Source organism: Nocardioides sp. CER19, assembly GCF_029846275.1.
Taxonomy (GTDB): domain Bacteria; phylum Actinomycetota; class Actinomycetes; order Propionibacteriales; family Nocardioidaceae; genus Nocardioides.
Genome location: NZ_JARVWS010000001.1, coordinates 443,467 through 458,880, shown reverse-complemented (window position 1 = coordinate 458,880; position 15,414 = coordinate 443,467). Strand labels below are relative to the sequence as shown.

The following is a 15,414-nucleotide window of genomic DNA, read 5'->3' as shown; positions in this document are numbered from 1 at the left end:
GGCGCGGGGAGGACCGAACGACGTCAGGAGGCACGGGTGACCCCTCGTGCGGAGCCCCCCTCCAGCACCGACCTCCTCATCGACGCCATCCAGCGACTGGCGCTGGCCGACAGCCTCGACGACGTCGTCGAGATCGTCCGGGTGACCGCGCGCGAGCTCACCGGCGCCGACGGGGCGACGTTCGTGCTCCGCGACGGCGAGCAGTGCTACTACGTCGACGAGAACGCCGTCTCGCCGCTGTGGAGCGGTATGCGCTTCCCGCTCGAGGCGTGCGTGAGCGGCTGGGCGATGCTCCACCGTCAGACGGCCGTGATCGAGGACATCTACGCCGACGAGCGGGTGCTGCACGAGGCCTACCGGCCGACGTTCGTGAAGTCGCTGGCGATGGTGCCGATCCGCTCGATGGACCCGATCGGCGCGATCGGCAACTACTGGGCCGAGCGGCACGTCGCGACCGAGTCCGAGATCAGGCTGCTCCAGGCGCTCGCCGACTCGACCTCCGTCGCGCTCGCGCACGTGCAGGTCCGCCAGCAGCTCGAGCAGCGGGTGCACCTCGAGAGCGAGCTGAGCCGGCTCTCCGAGACCGACGAGCTCACCGGGCTCTACAACCGGCGCGGCTTCTGGACCCGCGCCGCGGCACGTCTCGCCGCGCACCCCGGCGGTGTGGTGGCCTACCTCGACCTCGACGGGCTCAAGGAGCTCAACGACACCCACGGCCACGCGGTCGGCGACGCCACCATCAGGGCCGTCGCGGGCGCGCTGCTCAACGTCGCCGGCCCCGACGACGTCGTCGCCCGGCTCGGCGGCGACGAGTTCGCCGTCTTCCTCTGCCGCTGGGCCGACGGCCTCGACGCGCTCCGCGACCGGCTCGCCGCCGAGGTGACCGGGGCCGGTGGCAGCGCCAGCATCGGGCTCGCCGCCGTGGAGTCGGCCGAGGAGCTGACCGTCGACGCCCTCGTCGCGCGAGCTGACGCGCTCATGTACGCCGACAAGCAGCTCAGGTCCGCGCGCCGGGCAGCGGGCGGGCCAGCACCAGCTCGCCGTCCTCGCTCGGACCACGCAGCTCGGTGAAGCCGCACTTCGCCAGCACCCGCAGCGAGCGGGCGTTCTCCGGCGCCACCGACGCCCTGAGCCGGACGCCGGCCTCGTCGGTGTGCCCCAGCAGGGCGCGCAGCGCCTCCGTGGCGAACCCCCAGCCCCACGCCTCGGCGACCAGGCCGTAGCCGACCTCGGTCTCCGGCACGCCGTCCTGTGCGACCGACGGTGGCCCGAAGAACCCGACCGAGCCGAGCGTCGTCACCCCGCGCACGATCGAGCGCGGACCCCACACGTCGCCGTCGTGCCACAGCGACGCGGCGTCGCGGTCGTCCTCCCGGGGAAACTCGGGGTGCCAGCCCTCGAGCCGCTGACCGCTCCGGATCGCCGCGACGGTCGGCGCGTCCCACAACGGGAGCGACAGGCGCTCCGTCGCGACGGGAGCGAGGGTCAGAACCACTTGCAGATCTCCATGGCGGCGCCGTCGTCGTCCACCGTCCCGGTGACGGCGTCGGCGATCTCGCGGACCTCGTCGGGCGCGTGGCCCATGGCCACGCCGCGACCGGCCCACGTCAGCATCTCCACGTCGTTGCGGCCGTCGCCGATCGCGAGGACGTCGGAGGGCTCGAGGCCGAGCTGGTTGACGACGTGGGACAGGCCGGACGCCTTCGAGACGCCGACCGGGGCCAGGTCGAGCCAGGCGGTCCAGCCGACGACGTACGACGTCCCCTGGAGGCCCAGGTCGCGGCCCAGCGCCACGAAGTCCTCGGCGGTCGAGGACGGGTCGCGGATGATGACGCGCGAGACCGGCTGGGCGACGAGCTGCTCGACCGGGGTGACGATCATGTCGCCGGAGAGCTCGCCGGGCGGGAAGTGGTCGTTGAGCCGGTAGCCGATGCCGCGCTCCTCGACGGCCACCAGCGCCGACGGGTGCCGGTCGAGGATCGCGTAGACGGCCTCGCGGGCGTCGAACGTCTCCTCGTGCACCACGTCGATGGGCGGGTAGCGCAGCACCACCGAACCGTTCGAGGCGACGATCCACAGCCGGTCGCGGCCGCCGTGGGGCAGGTCGAGCAGGTCGGCGACCCGGGTCATGCCGTGCGGCGCACGGCCCGAGGCGAGCACGATCTCGGCGCCCGCGTCGTAGGCGCGGTTGACGGCCTCGTAGACGGCGGGCGGGATCTCCTCGACCGGCGCGCTCTGCCCCTCGGCCCACTTCAGCAACGTGCCGTCGATGTCGAGCGCGACGACGCGGGGCTTCCAGGAGCCCCGCGTGGAGGAAACCGTCATCTCAGCGCTTCACCGGCTCGAGCACCTCGCGGCCGAGCCACTTCTGCAGAGCCTTCGGCACGCGGACCGAGCCGTCCGCCTGCTGGTGGGTCTCGAGGATCGCGACGATCGCGCGGGTGACCGCCGTCAGCGTGCCGTTGAGGGTCGCGACCGGGGCCGTCCCCTTCTCGAACCGGCCCCGGATGTCGAGCCGGCGGGCCTGGAAGTCCAGGCAGTTGGAGGTGGAGGTCAGCTCGCGGTACTTGCCCTGGGTCGGGATCCACGCCTCGCAGTCGAACTTCCGGATCGCGCTGTTGCCCAGGTCGCCGGCGGCGACGTCGATCACCTGGTAGGCCAGCTCGAGCTTGTCGAGGAACTGCTTCTCCCAGTCGAGCAGCCGCTGGTGCTCGGCGTACGACTCCTCGAGCGTGGTGTAGACGAACATCTCCACCTTCTCGAACTGGTGGACCCGGATGATGCCCCGCGTGTCCTTGCCCGCCGAGCCGGCCTCCTTGCGGAAGCACGACGAGAAGGCCGCGTAGCGGAGCGGCAGGGAGGCGGTGTCGAGGATCTCGTCGGCGTGGTAGGCCGCCATCGGCACCTCGCTGGTGCCGACGAGGTAGAGCTCCTCGCCCTGGATCCGGTAGACGTTCTCCTCCGCCTGCTCCAGGAAGCCGGTGCCCTCCATGGCCTCGGGCCGGACCAGCGCCGGCGCGATGACCTGCGTGAAGCCGGCCTCGCGGGCCTGCTCCATGGCGAGGTTGATGAGGGCGAACTCGAGCTCTGCTCCGACGCCCGTCAGGTAGTAGAACCGGCTGCCGGAGACCTTGGCGCCGCGCTCCAGGTCGATGGCGCCGAGCAGCTTGCCCAGCTCGACGTGGTCGCGCGGCTCGAAGCCCTCCGCGGCGAAGTCGCGCGGGGTGCCGACCCGCTCCAGCACGACGAAGTCGTCCTCGCCGCCGGCGGGGGTCTCGTCGGCGGTCACGTTGTGGATGCTCTTGAGCGCGGTGACCCACGCCTCGTCGGCGGCGCGCTGCGCCTCCTCGAGCGACTTCACCTCGGCGGAGAGCGCCTTGGTCCGCGCCAGCAGCTCCTGCTTCTCCTCGCCCTGGGCCTTGGCGACCTGACCGCCGAGCTGCTTCTGCTCGGCCCGCTTCTCCTCGAAGGCGACGATGGCCGCCCGGCGAGCGGCGTCGGCTGACAGCGCCTGGTCGACCACCTCGCCACTCAGCCCACGCTTGGCCTGCGAGGCACGGACGCGGTCAGGGTCTTCACGGAGGATGCGGGGGTCGATCACGACATGAGCCTATCGGGACGGGGACCGTATCCTGTCGCGCGTGCCGGACCGTCGTACTCCCCCGTTGGTCGCCGGGATCACCTGTCTGGTTCTCGGCATCGTCCTCGCGGTCCTGGTCGGGCTCGGCGCGGTCGACGGGTTCGACAAGGCGCTGGGCGAACCGCTGGTCGTCCACCACGGGCCGGTCTACCACGTCGCACGGTGGGTCGAGGCGATCTTCGAGTTCTTGCCGTTCGTCGCCTACAACCTCGTGCTCGCCGGCGCGCTGTGGTTCAAGAGCTACCGACGCGCGGCCCTCTACGCACTCGGCGTCAACGCCGCCGCGCTCGTCGTCAGCCAGGTCGTGAAGCACGTCGTCGACCGACCGCGTCCGGCGTGGCAGGACCCGTTGTCGCCCTACACCGGCCTGGCCTACCCCAGCGGCCACGTCATCCACTCGGCCGCGTTCTTCGGCGTCACCGGTGCGCTGGCGCTCATCTTCATCCGCAGGACGGCGCTGCGACGGCTGCTCGTCACCGTCTCGGGGCTCCTCACCCTGCTGGTCTGCGCCGACCGCCTGCTGCTCGGGCGGCACCACATCACCGACGTGATCGGCGGCCTGCTGTTCGGCTTCGGGCTGGTGCTCATCGGGCTCGCGCTCTACTCGCCGCGCCCCGTCTCGCACGCGATCAAGGCGGAGCCGCTGCCCGAGGTCTTCCACGGCGACAAGCAGTGCGCGGTCGTGCTCAACCCGAGCAAGGTCGACAGCGTCGGCCAGTTCCAGTCCATCGTGAACTCGATGGCGATCGAGGCCGGCTGGCAGACGCCGCGGTGGTACTTCACGACCATCGAGGACTCCGGCACCGGCCAGGCCGAGCAGGCCGCCGTCGACGGCGCCGAGCTCGTGCTGGTCTGCGGCGGCGACGGCACCGTGCGCGAGGTGTGCGCCGAGCTCGCCGGGACCGGCATCCCGGTCGGGATCATTCCCGCCGGCACCGGCAACCTGCTCGCCCGCAACCTCGCCATCCCGCTCTACCTGCGCGCTGCCATCGACGTGGCTCTCACCGGCCAGGACCGCGCGATCGACATGGTCGAGGTCGACGGCGACGGCATCGAGCCCACCCACTTCCTGGTCATGGCCGGCATGGGCTTCGACGCCGCGATCATGGAGGGCGTCAACGAGGACATCAAGGCCAGGGTCGGCTGGGTCGCCTACGTGCTCTCCGGGCTCAAGGCCCTCATGTTCCCCGCGGTGCGGCTCGAGATCTCCGTCGACGACGCCAAGTTCACCAAGCACCGCGCCCGCACGATCGTGGTCGGCAACGTCGGCTCCCTCACCGCCGGCATGCCGCTGCTCCCCGACGCGGAGATCGACGACGGCCTGCTCGACGTGGTCCTGCTCTACCCGCAGCGCTTCTGGTCCTGGGTGCCGCTCGCCTTCCGCGTCCTGGCCAAGCGGCCGCAGACCGACGACCTCGTCAACCGGATGACCGGCCGCACCGTCGTCATCCGCGCCGACCGCGACACCCCCCGGCAGCTCGACGGCGACACGATCGGCACCGGCCGGGAGCTGCGGATGACCAACGTCCACGGGCGGTTGCTGGTCCGCGTCCCGCGCTAGGCCACGTCACCCGACCCTCGAGTGTCTCGACCACCCCTGGGTGGTCGAGACACTCGAGGGTCAGCGCTTCGGGCGTGCCGAGGCGATCGCCTCTTCCTCCTCGGGGGACAGCTGGGCATCGGAGGTCCAGTCGGTGACGCTCTTGGCGTAGGTCCGCGCGTCGGAGCGGCCGTGGATGCTCGTGAGGACCACCCCGTTGCCGGCGTTGTCGAGCAGGGCCAGCGACCAGGACAGGTGCCCGCCCATGTCGCCGAAGGCGTCGTAGCGGACGACGGCCAGGTGCCGGAAGGTCTGCTTGGACTCGGAGGAGAGCGCGGCCACCTCCTGCCGCAGACCGAGGACGTCGGCCGGCGGGGCGTCGGGGCCCTCGGCGCGGTCGGCGGTCGTCGTACGCCTCCAGGCGAGGGCGGCGAGGACCAGCGCGACGACGGCGGTCAGCAGGCTGAGAAGGGTCAGGGCGAGCACGCGTTGAACCCTAGACTGAGCGGGTGCCCGAGACCGTGAAGCGGATCGCCTACCAGGGCGAGCCCGGTGCCAACTCCCACCAGGTGTGCGCACAGCACTACCCCGACTGGGAGGCCGTGCCGTGCGCGTCGTTCGAGGACGTCTTCGCGGCCGTCGACGGCGGGGACGCCGACCTGGCGATGATCCCCATCGACAACTCGATCGCCGGCCGGGTGGCCGACATCCACCACTTCCTGCCGGCGTCGTCGCTGCACATCGTGGCCGAGCACTTCCTGAGGATCCGCTTCCACCTGATGGGGCTGCCGGGCACGCGCATCGAGGACGTCCGCACCGTCCACAGCCACGTCCACGCGCTCGGCCAGTGCCGCAAGATCATCCGCGAGCACGGGTTCACGCCGGTCATCTCCGGTGACACGGCCGGGGCGGCGCGGGAGGTCGTCGAGGCCGGCGACCCGACGATGGCGGCGATCAGCCCGCCGCTGGCCGCCGACATCTACGGGCTCGAGGTGCTCGCCCACGACGTCGAGGACGAGGAGCACAACACCACCCGGTTCGTGGTCCTCTCCCCCGACTTCGTGCAGGCGCCGGCCGGCAACGGGCCCGTCGTGACGTCCTTCATCTTCAACGTGCGCAACCTCCCGGCCGCGCTCTACAAGGCACTCGGCGGCTTCGCCACCAACGGCGTCAACATGACCAAGCTGGAGTCCTACATGGTCGGCGGCGAGTTCACCGCGACCCAGTTCCTGGCCGAGGTCGACGGGCACCCCGACGAGCCTGGGCTGAAGCGGGCGCTGGAGGAGCTGGCCTTCTTCACGACCGACGTGAAGATCCTCGGCGTCTACCCGGCCGACCAGTTCCGCGCGAGCTCGGCCTGACCCGGTCGGCGTACCCCTCGCGCGCCTGGCTCGTTGACGTTTCATCACTGATCGTCATTCATCCGAAGGGGTCCAGGTGGCCACAGCGAACGGCTCGTTCTACTCACTCTTCACGCCCGAGGAGATCGCCAAGATCAGCGCCTCCGGCACCCGGGTGAACCTGCCCGAGGGCTGGTCCCCGATCTGGGAGGACACCCCCGCCGACAAGGCCTACATCATCCTGTCCGGCACCGTCTCGGTCCGGAAGGACGGCCGGGAGGTGGCGCAGCTCGGCGAGGGCGACATCGTCGGTGAGGCCGCGATCCTCAACAAGTCCCTGCGCACCGCCAGCATCATCGCGCTCACCCCGCTCGAGCTGATCCACCTCTCCGCCGAGTCACTGGTGCGGCTCTCGGTCGAGATGCCGCGCTTCCACGAGGCGCTCGAGACGGTGGCGGCGGAGAGGCTCAGGTCCAGCTGAGCGACTACGACGGCCCGGCGCTCGACGAGCTGGTCGACAGCGTCCTGCTCGGCGAGACGCCGACGCTCACCCAGCAGCAGGTCGCCGACGCGGCCGGCGTACCCGTCGACCTCGCCAACGAGCTGTGGCGGCTGCTCGGCTTCCCGCGCGCGGGCGAGGACGAGGCCGCGTTCACCCATGCCGACGTCGAGGCGCTGCAGCTGAGCGCCAAGCTGGTCAGCCACGGCATCCTCAGCCCCGACCGGCAGGCGGCGCTGGTACGGACCTGGGGCCGGTCGTTCGCCCGGCTCGCCGAGTGGCAGACGGCCCTGCTCGCCGAGCTCGCGTCGGAACGGCCCGGCGACACGGTCGACGAGCTCAGCTCGCTCGCCGTCGGCGTGGTGCCGGATCTCGAGGCGCTGCAGTCCTACGTCTGGCGCCGACACGTCGCGAGCGCCGCGACCCGCCTCCTGACGACCACCGAGGCGGGCCTGACGATGGCGGTGTGCTTCATCGACATCGTCGGCTACACCTCGCGCAGCCGCTCGCTGAGCGAGGAGGAGCTGGTCGCGTGGGTCGAGGAGTTCGAGGACGCCTGCACCGGCCTGGTCGTCGACCACGGTGGCCGGGTCATCAAGACGCTCGGGGACGCGGTGCTCTTCGTCTGCGACGACGCCGTCGGCTCGGCCGAGGTCGCGCTCACCGCCACGGAACGCGGTGCCGACCCGGACGACGCGTTCCCGGCCGTCCGCGCCGGGCTGGCCCACGGCGAGGTCGTGGCCCGCCTGGGCGACGTCTTCGGCCCGACCGTCAACATCGCCTCGCGACTCACCGACGTCGCGCGTCCCGGCACCGTGGTGATCGACGAGGGAGCCGCCGCCGTGCTGACCGGCGGCTACTCGCTCGCCCGCCTCCGGCGTACGTCGGTCAAGGGGTACTCCCGGCTGCAGCCGTTCGCGCTGCGGCGGTTGCGGTGACTGTTCGTCGAGGTATGCAGGCGAACGCGCACTTCCCGTGCGGAACTCCGCGCGGGAGGTGACGACTCGGCTGCATACCTCGATGAACAGCCAGCCACCCGACTAGCGGATCGTCACCTGCCGGTTGGCCAGCCCGGCCCGGGCGGACCGCTCCTCGGGGGTCAGCTCCGGCCCGACGGCGAGCGCCTCGTCGAGGGCTGCCTTGAACGCAGCCGCCGGCTCCTCGAGCGCCTCCGCGCCGGTGCCGAGCGGCAGGTCCCACACCGGGGCGAGCAGCCCCAGCGCGCGGAACATCCCGACGAACCGCGCACCCGGCACGAGCACGTCGGCGCCGGTCACGTGCAGCCGCGCGAGTGCGGTGAGCAGGTCGTCCTCGGGCTCCGGCATCACCCAGCGCAGGTGCTCCTTGGTCCCGACGTTGGTCCAGTACGCCGCCTCGACACTGCTCAGCCGGGTGGTCGGCGACGCCGCGTCGTTGGCCTGCTGGAGTGCGTCCTCGAGACCGTCGCGGTTGTCGATGTCGCTGATCCAGAAGTCGAAGCCCTCGTGCACCGTCACGTCGATCGTGTCGTTGACGACGAGGTCCTGCAGCCGCGGACCGGGTCCGGGCGCCTCGAGCATGCCGACGATCCCGGACTCCGGCGCGTCCAGCGCGGTGAGCAGGGCGGCGGCGATCTCGCGGGACGGGTCGCCGAACCCGTGCTGCACCTGCAGGCCGGCCCACACCTGGCCGCTGTCACGAGCCATCGCGGGCGCGGCGAGCGGCAGCAGCGAGGCGAGCAGCACCGTGCGCTCCTCGTAGCCCTTGATCGTGAGGGGCGCGGTCGCGGCGGGCACGAGCTCACGCATCGCGATGAGGTCGCACTCGTTGGGGAGCCCCTCGAAGGGACGCTTCACGAACGTCCGTGCACCGGGCGCGCCGTGGCAGACCTTGTAGCGCTTGCCGCTTCCGCACGGGCAGGGCTCGCGGGGACCGACCACCTTCCCGTCGTAGAGGGGCAGGGGCTCTTCGACGCGGTTGCGGGACTTCTTGGCCACCCGCGGACCCTACCTGTCGAGGAGCTCGAGCATGAACGCCGGCCGGTCGCTGATGACCGCCTTCACCCCGAGGTCGAGGCAGATGTCGAGGTCCTTCGGCTTGTTGACCGTCCAGACGTGGAGGTCGTGCCCGGCGCGGGTGATGCGGCGGCCGAGCTTCGGGTGGTCGCGGAGCACCTCGATGCCGGGGCCGACGATCCACTCGGGACCGATGACGCGGCTGAGCATCGCCCAGTTGCGGGAGTGCTCGATGAGCTGGACCAGCCGCAGGCCCGGCGCCAGCCGCTCGACCCGCTGCAGCGCGGTGTAGCTGAAGCTCATGACCCGCACCGGGGCGTCGCGGCCGGCCCAGCCGAACTCCGCGAGCAGCTCGACGAGCCGCTTCTCGACCAGACCGCCGTAGCGGGTGGGGTGCTTGGTCTCGATGGCGAGCTCGACGCGCCGTCCGGTGCGCGCCGAGTAGTCGCGGACCGTCTCCAGCAGGGTGCGCAGGGTGAGCACCCGGTCGAGCTTCTCGTCGCGGTCCGGCGCCTCGTCGTCGAGGTCGATCCAGGGGTTCTTCCACTTCGCGAAGTCGAGCTCGGCCAGGTCCGCCAGCTCCATGGTCGACACCACGCCGCGCGTCTGCGCGGTGCGCTTCAGCGTCCGGTCGTGGACGCAGACGAGGTGACCGTCGGCGGTCAGCCGTACGTCGCACTCCAGCGCCTCGGCACCGACATCCAGCGCCGCGACGTACGCCCCCAGGGTGTGCTCGGCGATCTCGTGGCTGGCGCCGCGGTGCGCGACGACCTGAGGTCTCATGTGCCCATTGTCCCCAGGGGAGGCCGAGGGCCGGAAATGCCACGCGGACCGCCAAAGACGGGTGCTGGGGCTGCCGTGAATATTGTAAACTCCGTGGCGCGCGGTCGGGGCCGCGTCTGGTCCGCAGACAGGGTGTCACGCCCACCCCGTGTTCAAGAGCTCGGCCGAACGTGAACCATGCGCTCGATCTCCGATGCGGACATGTCGGGCCACAAGGAAGTGGTCGATCGTGAACAGTTTCTCCCTGCCTCGCCGCCCCGATCTGGAACATCTCCGGCGCGAGGCCAAGCAGCTGCTGCAGGACCTGAGGGCTGACGAGCCCGCAGCGCTCAAGCGCGCCGAGACGCACGCACCCGACCTCCCGGTCACCCTGAGCACTGCGCAGCGCGTCCTCGCTCGGGAGTACGGCTTCGTCTCGTGGGCCCAGCTCAAGGCGCTGGTCACGCGGATGTCCGCCGGCGGCGTCCGCTACGACACGATCGGCCGGGGCTACTCCGACTACCGCCGGGCCGACCCGCGGATCGCCGCCGCCGTCCTGGCTGCCCTCGGGGACGCGCGCACCGTCGTCAACGTCGGCGCCGGCACCGGCTCCTACGAGCCCACCGACCGGCCCGTCGTACCCGTGGAGCCGTCGACGGCGATGGCCTTGCAGCGCGACCACGCCCTGCCGCCGGCCGTGCTCGGCGTCGCGGAGAGCCTGCCGCTGGCGGACGGCACGGCCGACGCCGCGATGGCGATGATGACGATGCACCACTGGTGCGACGTGTCGCGGGGACTGGCCGAGCTCAAGCGGGTCGCCCGCCGGCGGGTCGTCCTCATGACGATCGACGCCGACGTCCAGGCCGACATGTGGCTGTTCGCCGACTACGTCCCTGAGATCGGCGAGCGCGACCGCAGGGAGTTCCCGCCGATCGACGATGTGGTCGCCGCCCTCGGCGGCAACACGACCGTGACTCCCCTCCCGGTGCCGCACGACTGCCTCGACGGCTTCGGCCTCGCCTTCTGGAGCCGTCCCGAGACCGTGCTCGACCCCGGCGCGCGTGCCGCGACCAGCGGCTTCGCGCGCATGGACAAGGCCCGCGAGGCCGCCGCGGTCGAGGGGCTGGCGGAGGACCTGCGCACCGGCGCCTGGGACGCGCGGTACGGGCACCTGCGCCACCTCTCCGAGCTGGACGTCGGTCTCCGGCTCATCACCGCCGAGCTCGGTTGAGCGATGACGGTCACCCTGCGCCTGCTGCACACAGCCGCCGGCACGGTCGCTGACGACCTGCTGCCGTGCCTGGACCACGACCCGGAGCTCTGGTTCGCCGACTCCCCGCAGGACGTGGAGCACGCCAAGGCGCTCTGCCGGGGCTGTCCCGTCCGCACGAGGTGCCTCGACGGCGCCTTGGCCCGGCGCGAGCCGCTCGGCGTGTGGGGCGGCGAGCTGTTCCAACAGGGGACCGTGATCCCTCGCAAGCGGCCGCGCGGACGCCCGCGCACGAACTTCACGGAAATGGCTTGACCTTGACGTAGCGTCAACCCTCCACGCTGTTCGTCATGACCACATCACCCTCCCCCGCGATCCACGTGCGGGGCCTCCAGAAGGCCTACCAGGAGCTGCCGGTCCTCCGCGGCGTCGACCTCGACGTGGCGCGCGGCAGCATCTTCGCGCTGCTCGGCTCCAACGGGGCCGGCAAGACCACCCTCGTCCGCATCCTCTCGACCCTGCTCCGGGCTGACGCGGGTACGGCGACCGTCGAGGGCTTCGACGTCGCGACCCAGTCCGCGAGCGTGCGGGAGTCCATCAGCCTGACCGGCCAGTTCGCCGCGGTCGACGAGATCCTCACCGGGCGCGAGAACCTGGTCCTCGTCGCGAGGCTGCGCCATCTGGCCGACCCCGGCCGGATCGCCGACGACCTGCTCGCGCGGTTCTCGCTGACCGACGCCGGCGGACGGAGGGTCGCCACCTATTCGGGCGGCATGCGCCGGCGTCTGGACATCGCCATGAGCCTGATCGGGGACCCGCCGGTCATCTTCCTCGACGAGCCGACCACCGGACTCGACCCGCAGGCCCGCATCGAGGTCTGGAACGCCGTCCGGGAGCTCGCCGCCAACGGCACGACGGTCCTGCTCACCACGCAGTACCTCGACGAGGCCGAGGAGCTCGCCGACCGCATCGCGATCCTCCACGAAGGCGTGATCATCGCCGACGGCACCCTCGCCGAGCTCAAGCAGCTGCTCCCGCCGACCAAGGTCGAGTACGTCGAGAAGCAGCCGTCCCTCGAAGACATCTTCCTCGCCATCGTCGGCCACGACCGCTCCGCGGACACGGCCGCCGCCGGCACCGAGAACTGAGGACCGACCATGAACACCCGCTTCTTCGCCGACACCCTCGTCCTGGTGAACCGCTCGCTGCGCCACATCCTGCGCAGCCCGGACACCATCATCACCACCGCCATCACGCCGATCGCCATGATGCTGCTGTTCGTCTACGTCTTCGGCGGCGCGCTCGACACCGGCTCGGACAGCTACGTGAACTACCTGCTGCCCGGCATCCTGCTGATCACCGTCGCATCCGGCATCTCCTACACGGCGTACCGGCTCTTCATGGACATGAAGGGCGGCATCTTCGAGCGGTTCCAGTCGATGCCGATCGCCCGCTCTTCGGTGCTCTGGGGGCACGTGCTGACCTCGGTCGTGGCCAACCTGATCTCGCTCGCGATCGTCGTCCTCGTCGCGCTCGCCATGGGCTTCCGCACCGGCGCGGGCGTGCTGTCCTGGGTCGCGGTGGGTGGCATCCTCGTGCTGTTCACCCTCGCGCTGACGTGGCTCGCGGTGATCCCCGGTCTGACCGCGAAGTCGGTCGACGGCGTGAGCGGGTTCTCCTACCCGCTGATCTTCCTGCCGTTCATCAGCTCCGCGTTCGTGCCCACCGAGGGCATGCCCGGTCCGGTGCGCGCCTTCGCCGAGAACCAGCCGGTCACCTCGATCGTCAACACGATCCGCGACCTCTTCGCGGAGCAGACGATCGGCAACGACCTCTGGATCGCGCTGGGCTGGTGCGTCGGCATCCTCGTGGTCGCCTTCGCCCTCGCCATGTCGACGTACCGCCGCAAGATCAGTTGACGAGCACGGCAGGCTGAGCGCGTGCTCACGATCGGACAGCTGGCGTCCTACGCCGGCGTCACCATCCGCGCCGTCCGGCACTACCACCAGGTCGGGCTGCTGCCGGAGCCGGAGCGGGACGGCTCCGGCTACCGGACGTACGGCGCCGAGGCCGTCGTACGACTGATCCGGATCCGGACCCTGCGCGATGCCGGCGTGCCGCTCACGCGGGTCCAGGAGCTGCTCGACGCCGACGAGGAGACGTTCGCAGCGGCGGTCGTGGACATCGACCGCCAGCTGCGGGCGGACATCCGCGAGCTGCAGGCGCACCGTCGGCGGATCGCCCAGCTGGCCGCCGGCGACTCGCTGGCACTCCCGGACGTCGTGGTCGACTACCTCGACCGGCTGCGCGCCACCGGAGCGCCGGCGGTGCTGGTCGACGCCGAGCGGGACGCCTGGATCCTGATGGCCGCGCGCTGGCCCGAGGCGATGCCCGAGATGATGGCCGACAAGGTCGCCCAGCTCTCCGACCCGCGGACGCTGCGTCTCTACGGGCTCTTCGGCCAGATGGTCGAGGGCGGGGGGCAGGAGGGGCTCCTCCAGGAGACTGCCGACCTGCTGGTCACGATGTTCGAGGAGGCCGAGGCCGCCGGGACGCTCAGCCGGCAGAGCGAGGAGTTCGCCGACGAGGGCTTCGTGGCGTTGATGGACTCCTTCGCCGACGGCCACGAGGTGGTCGAGCGGCTGCGGAGGCTGCTGGCCGAGCGGGGCTGGACCGGCTGGACGGTGGTCGAGAAGGCCTGACGCGCCAGGACTCAGGGCTTCACGAACCAGCGGGCCTGCGCCACGGGACCCTGGTTCCCCGAGGCGTCGACGGCCCGGATGCGGAGGCCGTGCGTGCCCCGGCGGACCCGCACCGACACGGTCGCCGCCGTGACCCGGCGCGCGGTGGAGCCGCCGCAGCGGTACCACGCGGCGCGATCGAGACTGCAGGAGAAGACGACCGGCTCGCCGGCGCGGAGGTCGACGACCTTCAGCGAGGCCTTCTTGCCACGCAGGTGCATCGTCCGGCTCGGGTGTCCCAGGAACGTCGCCCTCGGCGCGGTGTCGTCCACCTCGAAGTCACGGGTGGCGGTGCCGACCAGCCCGACCCGGTCGGTCGCGTGGACCTGGACGGTGTGCCGTCCGTCCGCCAGGCCGAGCGCCACGAGCTCGTCGCTGCACGGGGACCAGGCGCCGGCGTCGACCCGGCACTCCTGGCCGGTCACCACCTCGTCGGCCGTCAGGCTGAAGACCCGCTGGCGCAACGCTCGGCGGACCGGCGCGCCGACGGTGATCCCCGGCGGCGTGGCGTCGTAGGTGAACGTGCGGCTGGCGGACCCGACGTTGCCGACCGCGTCGGTCATCCTCAGCCGGAAGACGTAGGCCCCGCTGCCGTTCTGGGGCGTGCCCTTGAACGGGGTCCTGCACGGCGTCCACGCGGGCTCGGCCGAGGCGAGCGTCAGGCTGCACTCGTTGGTGGTGGGATGCGACTCCACCGTCGTGAACGACCAGCTCAGCGGCGCGTCACGCGGTCCGACCACGTCGGCGGGCTTCGTGATCAACCAGGTGGGCGCCGTGACGTCGGCGGTGAAGCCCAGGGTGTTGGAGAGCCCGGGCGTCCCGTCGGCGCCGACGTTGCGGACCCAGAAGGTGTGCGAGCCGCCGCCCAGCCCGGCGTACGACGTGGGGCTGGTGCAGGGCTGCCACACGGAGCCCTCGAGCCGGCACTCGAAGGTGACGTCCGGGAGGGTCGAGCCGAAGGAGAACGTGGCCGTCGCGCCGGTCACCGCCGGGCCGTCGATCACCGGTGCGTCGGGGTGGCGCGCGTAGGTGAACGGCTGCGTGACCGTCGTGGCGTGTCCCGCCTCGTCGGTCGCGGTGACCGTGAGGACCCAGCTGCCGAACGACAGGGCGGGCACGTAGTCGGTGGCGGTCGAGCAGGCGCCGCTGCCCGAGTCGCCGCGATCGCTCCTGGTGGCGCAGCGGACCGTGACCGACGAGGCCGCGTCGGTGGCGGCGATGTGCCACGACGGCGTACGGACCTCGGGGTAGAAGGCGGTGGAGCCGGTGTCGCCGTCCGTCGGCGCGACGGTGAGTGCGGGGGCGGCGTGGTCGACGACGAAGTCGTAGGAGTCCGTCAAGCCGTTCACGTCCATGTGGAAGGTGTGCACGCCCTCCGCGAGGCCGGTCGTGTCCACCGCGTAGGGAAGGGCATGGACCGTCGTCGACCCGCCGTCGTCGATCCACACGGTGAAGTCGTCGGCCGCCGTGTAGCCGGTCGCCGTGAAGGTGGCAGTCGTGTCGACGACGTGCTCCGTCGCCCACACGTCGAGGACGTCGCCGGCGTGGGCGGCCGGTGCTGTCGCGAGGGCGCTGAGGCCCAGGAGGAGCGCGAGCGCGCCCGTCATCGATGCACGACGAACGACCATCCGAGCACTGCCTTCCGAGACCCGGCAGCGCTCCGATCGCTGCGACCGGCGAACGCTAGC

At 71.5% G+C, this 15,414-nt stretch carries 17 protein-coding genes and 1 pseudogene; 11 read left to right on the top strand and 7 right to left on the bottom strand.

Annotated elements, in window-relative coordinates; all coding sequences use genetic code 11:
• Nucleotides 1–36: 36 nt before the first annotated feature.
• The gene (locus tag QDS12_RS02285; RefSeq protein WP_279876591.1) at nucleotides 37–1,071 is read left to right on the top strand and encodes a sensor domain-containing diguanylate cyclase; all 1,035 of its coding nucleotides are present in this window, start codon (nucleotides 37–39) and stop codon (nucleotides 1,069–1,071) included.
• Here the strand turns inward: QDS12_RS02285 and QDS12_RS02280 are convergent.
• Genes QDS12_RS02280 through serS form a run of 3 tightly spaced genes read right to left on the bottom strand, consistent with a single transcriptional unit; the run spans nucleotide 998 to nucleotide 3,601 of the window.
• Nucleotides 998–1,495, bottom strand: coding sequence for a GNAT family N-acetyltransferase (locus tag QDS12_RS02280; RefSeq protein ID WP_279876590.1), 498 nt, complete (start codon nucleotides 1,493–1,495; stop codon nucleotides 998–1,000). The two genes, QDS12_RS02285 and QDS12_RS02280, sit on opposite strands and share 74 nt — an antisense overlap.
• The gene (locus QDS12_RS02275; RefSeq protein WP_279876589.1) at nucleotides 1,486–2,325 is read right to left on the bottom strand and encodes an HAD family hydrolase; all 840 of its coding nucleotides are present in this window, start codon (nucleotides 2,323–2,325) and stop codon (nucleotides 1,486–1,488) included. Before QDS12_RS02275 ends, QDS12_RS02280 begins: the two co-directional genes overlap by 10 nt.
• Before the next feature lies 1 nt (nucleotide 2,326).
• Nucleotides 2,327–3,601, bottom strand: coding sequence for a serine--tRNA ligase (gene serS / locus QDS12_RS02270; protein ID WP_279876588.1), 1,275 nt, complete (start codon nucleotides 3,599–3,601; stop codon nucleotides 2,327–2,329).
• A gap of 40 nt (nucleotides 3,602–3,641) precedes the next feature.
• Between serS and QDS12_RS02265 the strand changes: the two genes are divergently transcribed.
• On the top strand, nucleotides 3,642–5,201 hold the full coding sequence (locus QDS12_RS02265; RefSeq protein WP_279876587.1) for a YegS/Rv2252/BmrU family lipid kinase: 1,560 nt from the start codon (nucleotides 3,642–3,644) through the stop codon (nucleotides 5,199–5,201).
• Between the two features lie 60 nt (nucleotides 5,202–5,261).
• Here the strand turns inward: QDS12_RS02265 and QDS12_RS02260 are convergent, their stop codons facing one another.
• Nucleotides 5,262–5,666, bottom strand: a complete 405-nt coding sequence (locus tag QDS12_RS02260; RefSeq protein WP_279876586.1) for a DUF4446 family protein — start codon at nucleotides 5,664–5,666, stop codon at nucleotides 5,262–5,264.
• Nucleotides 5,667–5,689: 23 nt separating this feature from the next.
• Here QDS12_RS02260 and QDS12_RS02255 point away from each other — a divergent pair, with 23 nt between their 5' ends.
• The 4 genes and pseudogenes from QDS12_RS02255 (at nucleotide 5,690) to QDS12_RS02240 (ending at nucleotide 7,957) form a co-directional block, all read left to right on the top strand.
• Complete coding sequence (locus QDS12_RS02255) at nucleotides 5,690–6,541, top strand: prephenate dehydratase (RefSeq protein ID WP_279876585.1); 852 nt, start codon at nucleotides 5,690–5,692, stop codon at nucleotides 6,539–6,541.
• 76 nt (nucleotides 6,542–6,617) lie between these two features.
• Nucleotides 6,618–7,001, top strand: coding sequence for a cyclic nucleotide-binding domain-containing protein (locus QDS12_RS02250; RefSeq protein WP_279876584.1), 384 nt, complete (start codon nucleotides 6,618–6,620; stop codon nucleotides 6,999–7,001).
• Nucleotides 6,998–7,363, top strand: a pseudogene (locus QDS12_RS02245) (adenylate cyclase regulatory domain-containing protein); the annotation flags it as partial. The gene QDS12_RS02250 and the pseudogene QDS12_RS02245, both read left to right, overlap by 4 nt.
• An 18-nt stretch (nucleotides 7,364–7,381) precedes the next feature.
• Nucleotides 7,382–7,957: an adenylate/guanylate cyclase domain-containing protein gene (locus tag QDS12_RS02240; protein WP_279876583.1), complete on the top strand. Its 576-nt coding sequence runs from the start codon at nucleotides 7,382–7,384 to the stop codon at nucleotides 7,955–7,957.
• 102 nt (nucleotides 7,958–8,059) lie between these two features.
• Here the strand turns inward: QDS12_RS02240 and QDS12_RS02235 are convergent, their stop codons facing one another.
• Nucleotides 8,060–8,995 carry a DUF5926 family protein gene (locus tag QDS12_RS02235; protein WP_279876582.1) on the bottom strand — a complete coding sequence of 312 codons (936 nt, stop codon included), beginning with the start codon at nucleotides 8,993–8,995 and terminating at the stop codon, nucleotides 8,060–8,062.
• 9 nt (nucleotides 8,996–9,004) lie between these two features.
• Entirely contained in the window at nucleotides 9,005–9,796 is a 792-nt protein-coding gene (locus QDS12_RS02230; RefSeq protein WP_279876581.1) for a glycerophosphodiester phosphodiesterase family protein, read from the bottom strand.
• A gap of 229 nt (nucleotides 9,797–10,025) precedes the next feature.
• On the opposite strand from QDS12_RS02230, the gene QDS12_RS02225 reads away from it, so the two are divergent.
• From QDS12_RS02225 to QDS12_RS02205, 5 genes are read left to right on the top strand one after another with little or no spacing between them, the layout of a single operon-like run.
• Nucleotides 10,026–11,006, top strand: a complete 981-nt coding sequence (locus tag QDS12_RS02225; protein ID WP_279876580.1) for a methyltransferase domain-containing protein — start codon at nucleotides 10,026–10,028, stop codon at nucleotides 11,004–11,006.
• 3 nt (nucleotides 11,007–11,009) lie between these two features.
• Nucleotides 11,010–11,300: a WhiB family transcriptional regulator gene (locus QDS12_RS02220; RefSeq protein WP_279876579.1), complete on the top strand. Its 291-nt coding sequence runs from the start codon at nucleotides 11,010–11,012 to the stop codon at nucleotides 11,298–11,300.
• Nucleotides 11,301–11,335: 35 nt separating this feature from the next.
• A complete protein-coding gene (locus QDS12_RS02215; protein ID WP_279876578.1) occupies nucleotides 11,336–12,133 on the top strand; it encodes an ATP-binding cassette domain-containing protein in 798 nt (265 codons plus the stop codon).
• 9 nt (nucleotides 12,134–12,142) lie between these two features.
• A complete protein-coding gene (locus QDS12_RS02210; RefSeq protein WP_279876577.1) occupies nucleotides 12,143–12,904 on the top strand; it encodes an ABC transporter permease in 762 nt (253 codons plus the stop codon).
• A gap of 21 nt (nucleotides 12,905–12,925) precedes the next feature.
• Nucleotides 12,926–13,687, top strand: coding sequence for a MerR family transcriptional regulator (locus tag QDS12_RS02205; RefSeq protein ID WP_279876576.1), 762 nt, complete (start codon nucleotides 12,926–12,928; stop codon nucleotides 13,685–13,687).
• Between the two features lie 11 nt (nucleotides 13,688–13,698).
• Here the strand turns inward: QDS12_RS02205 and QDS12_RS02200 are convergent, their stop codons facing one another.
• Nucleotides 13,699–15,354 carry a hypothetical protein gene (locus QDS12_RS02200; RefSeq protein ID WP_279876575.1) on the bottom strand — a complete coding sequence of 552 codons (1,656 nt, stop codon included), beginning with the start codon at nucleotides 15,352–15,354 and terminating at the stop codon, nucleotides 13,699–13,701.
• Nucleotides 15,355–15,414 lie beyond the last annotated feature (60 nt).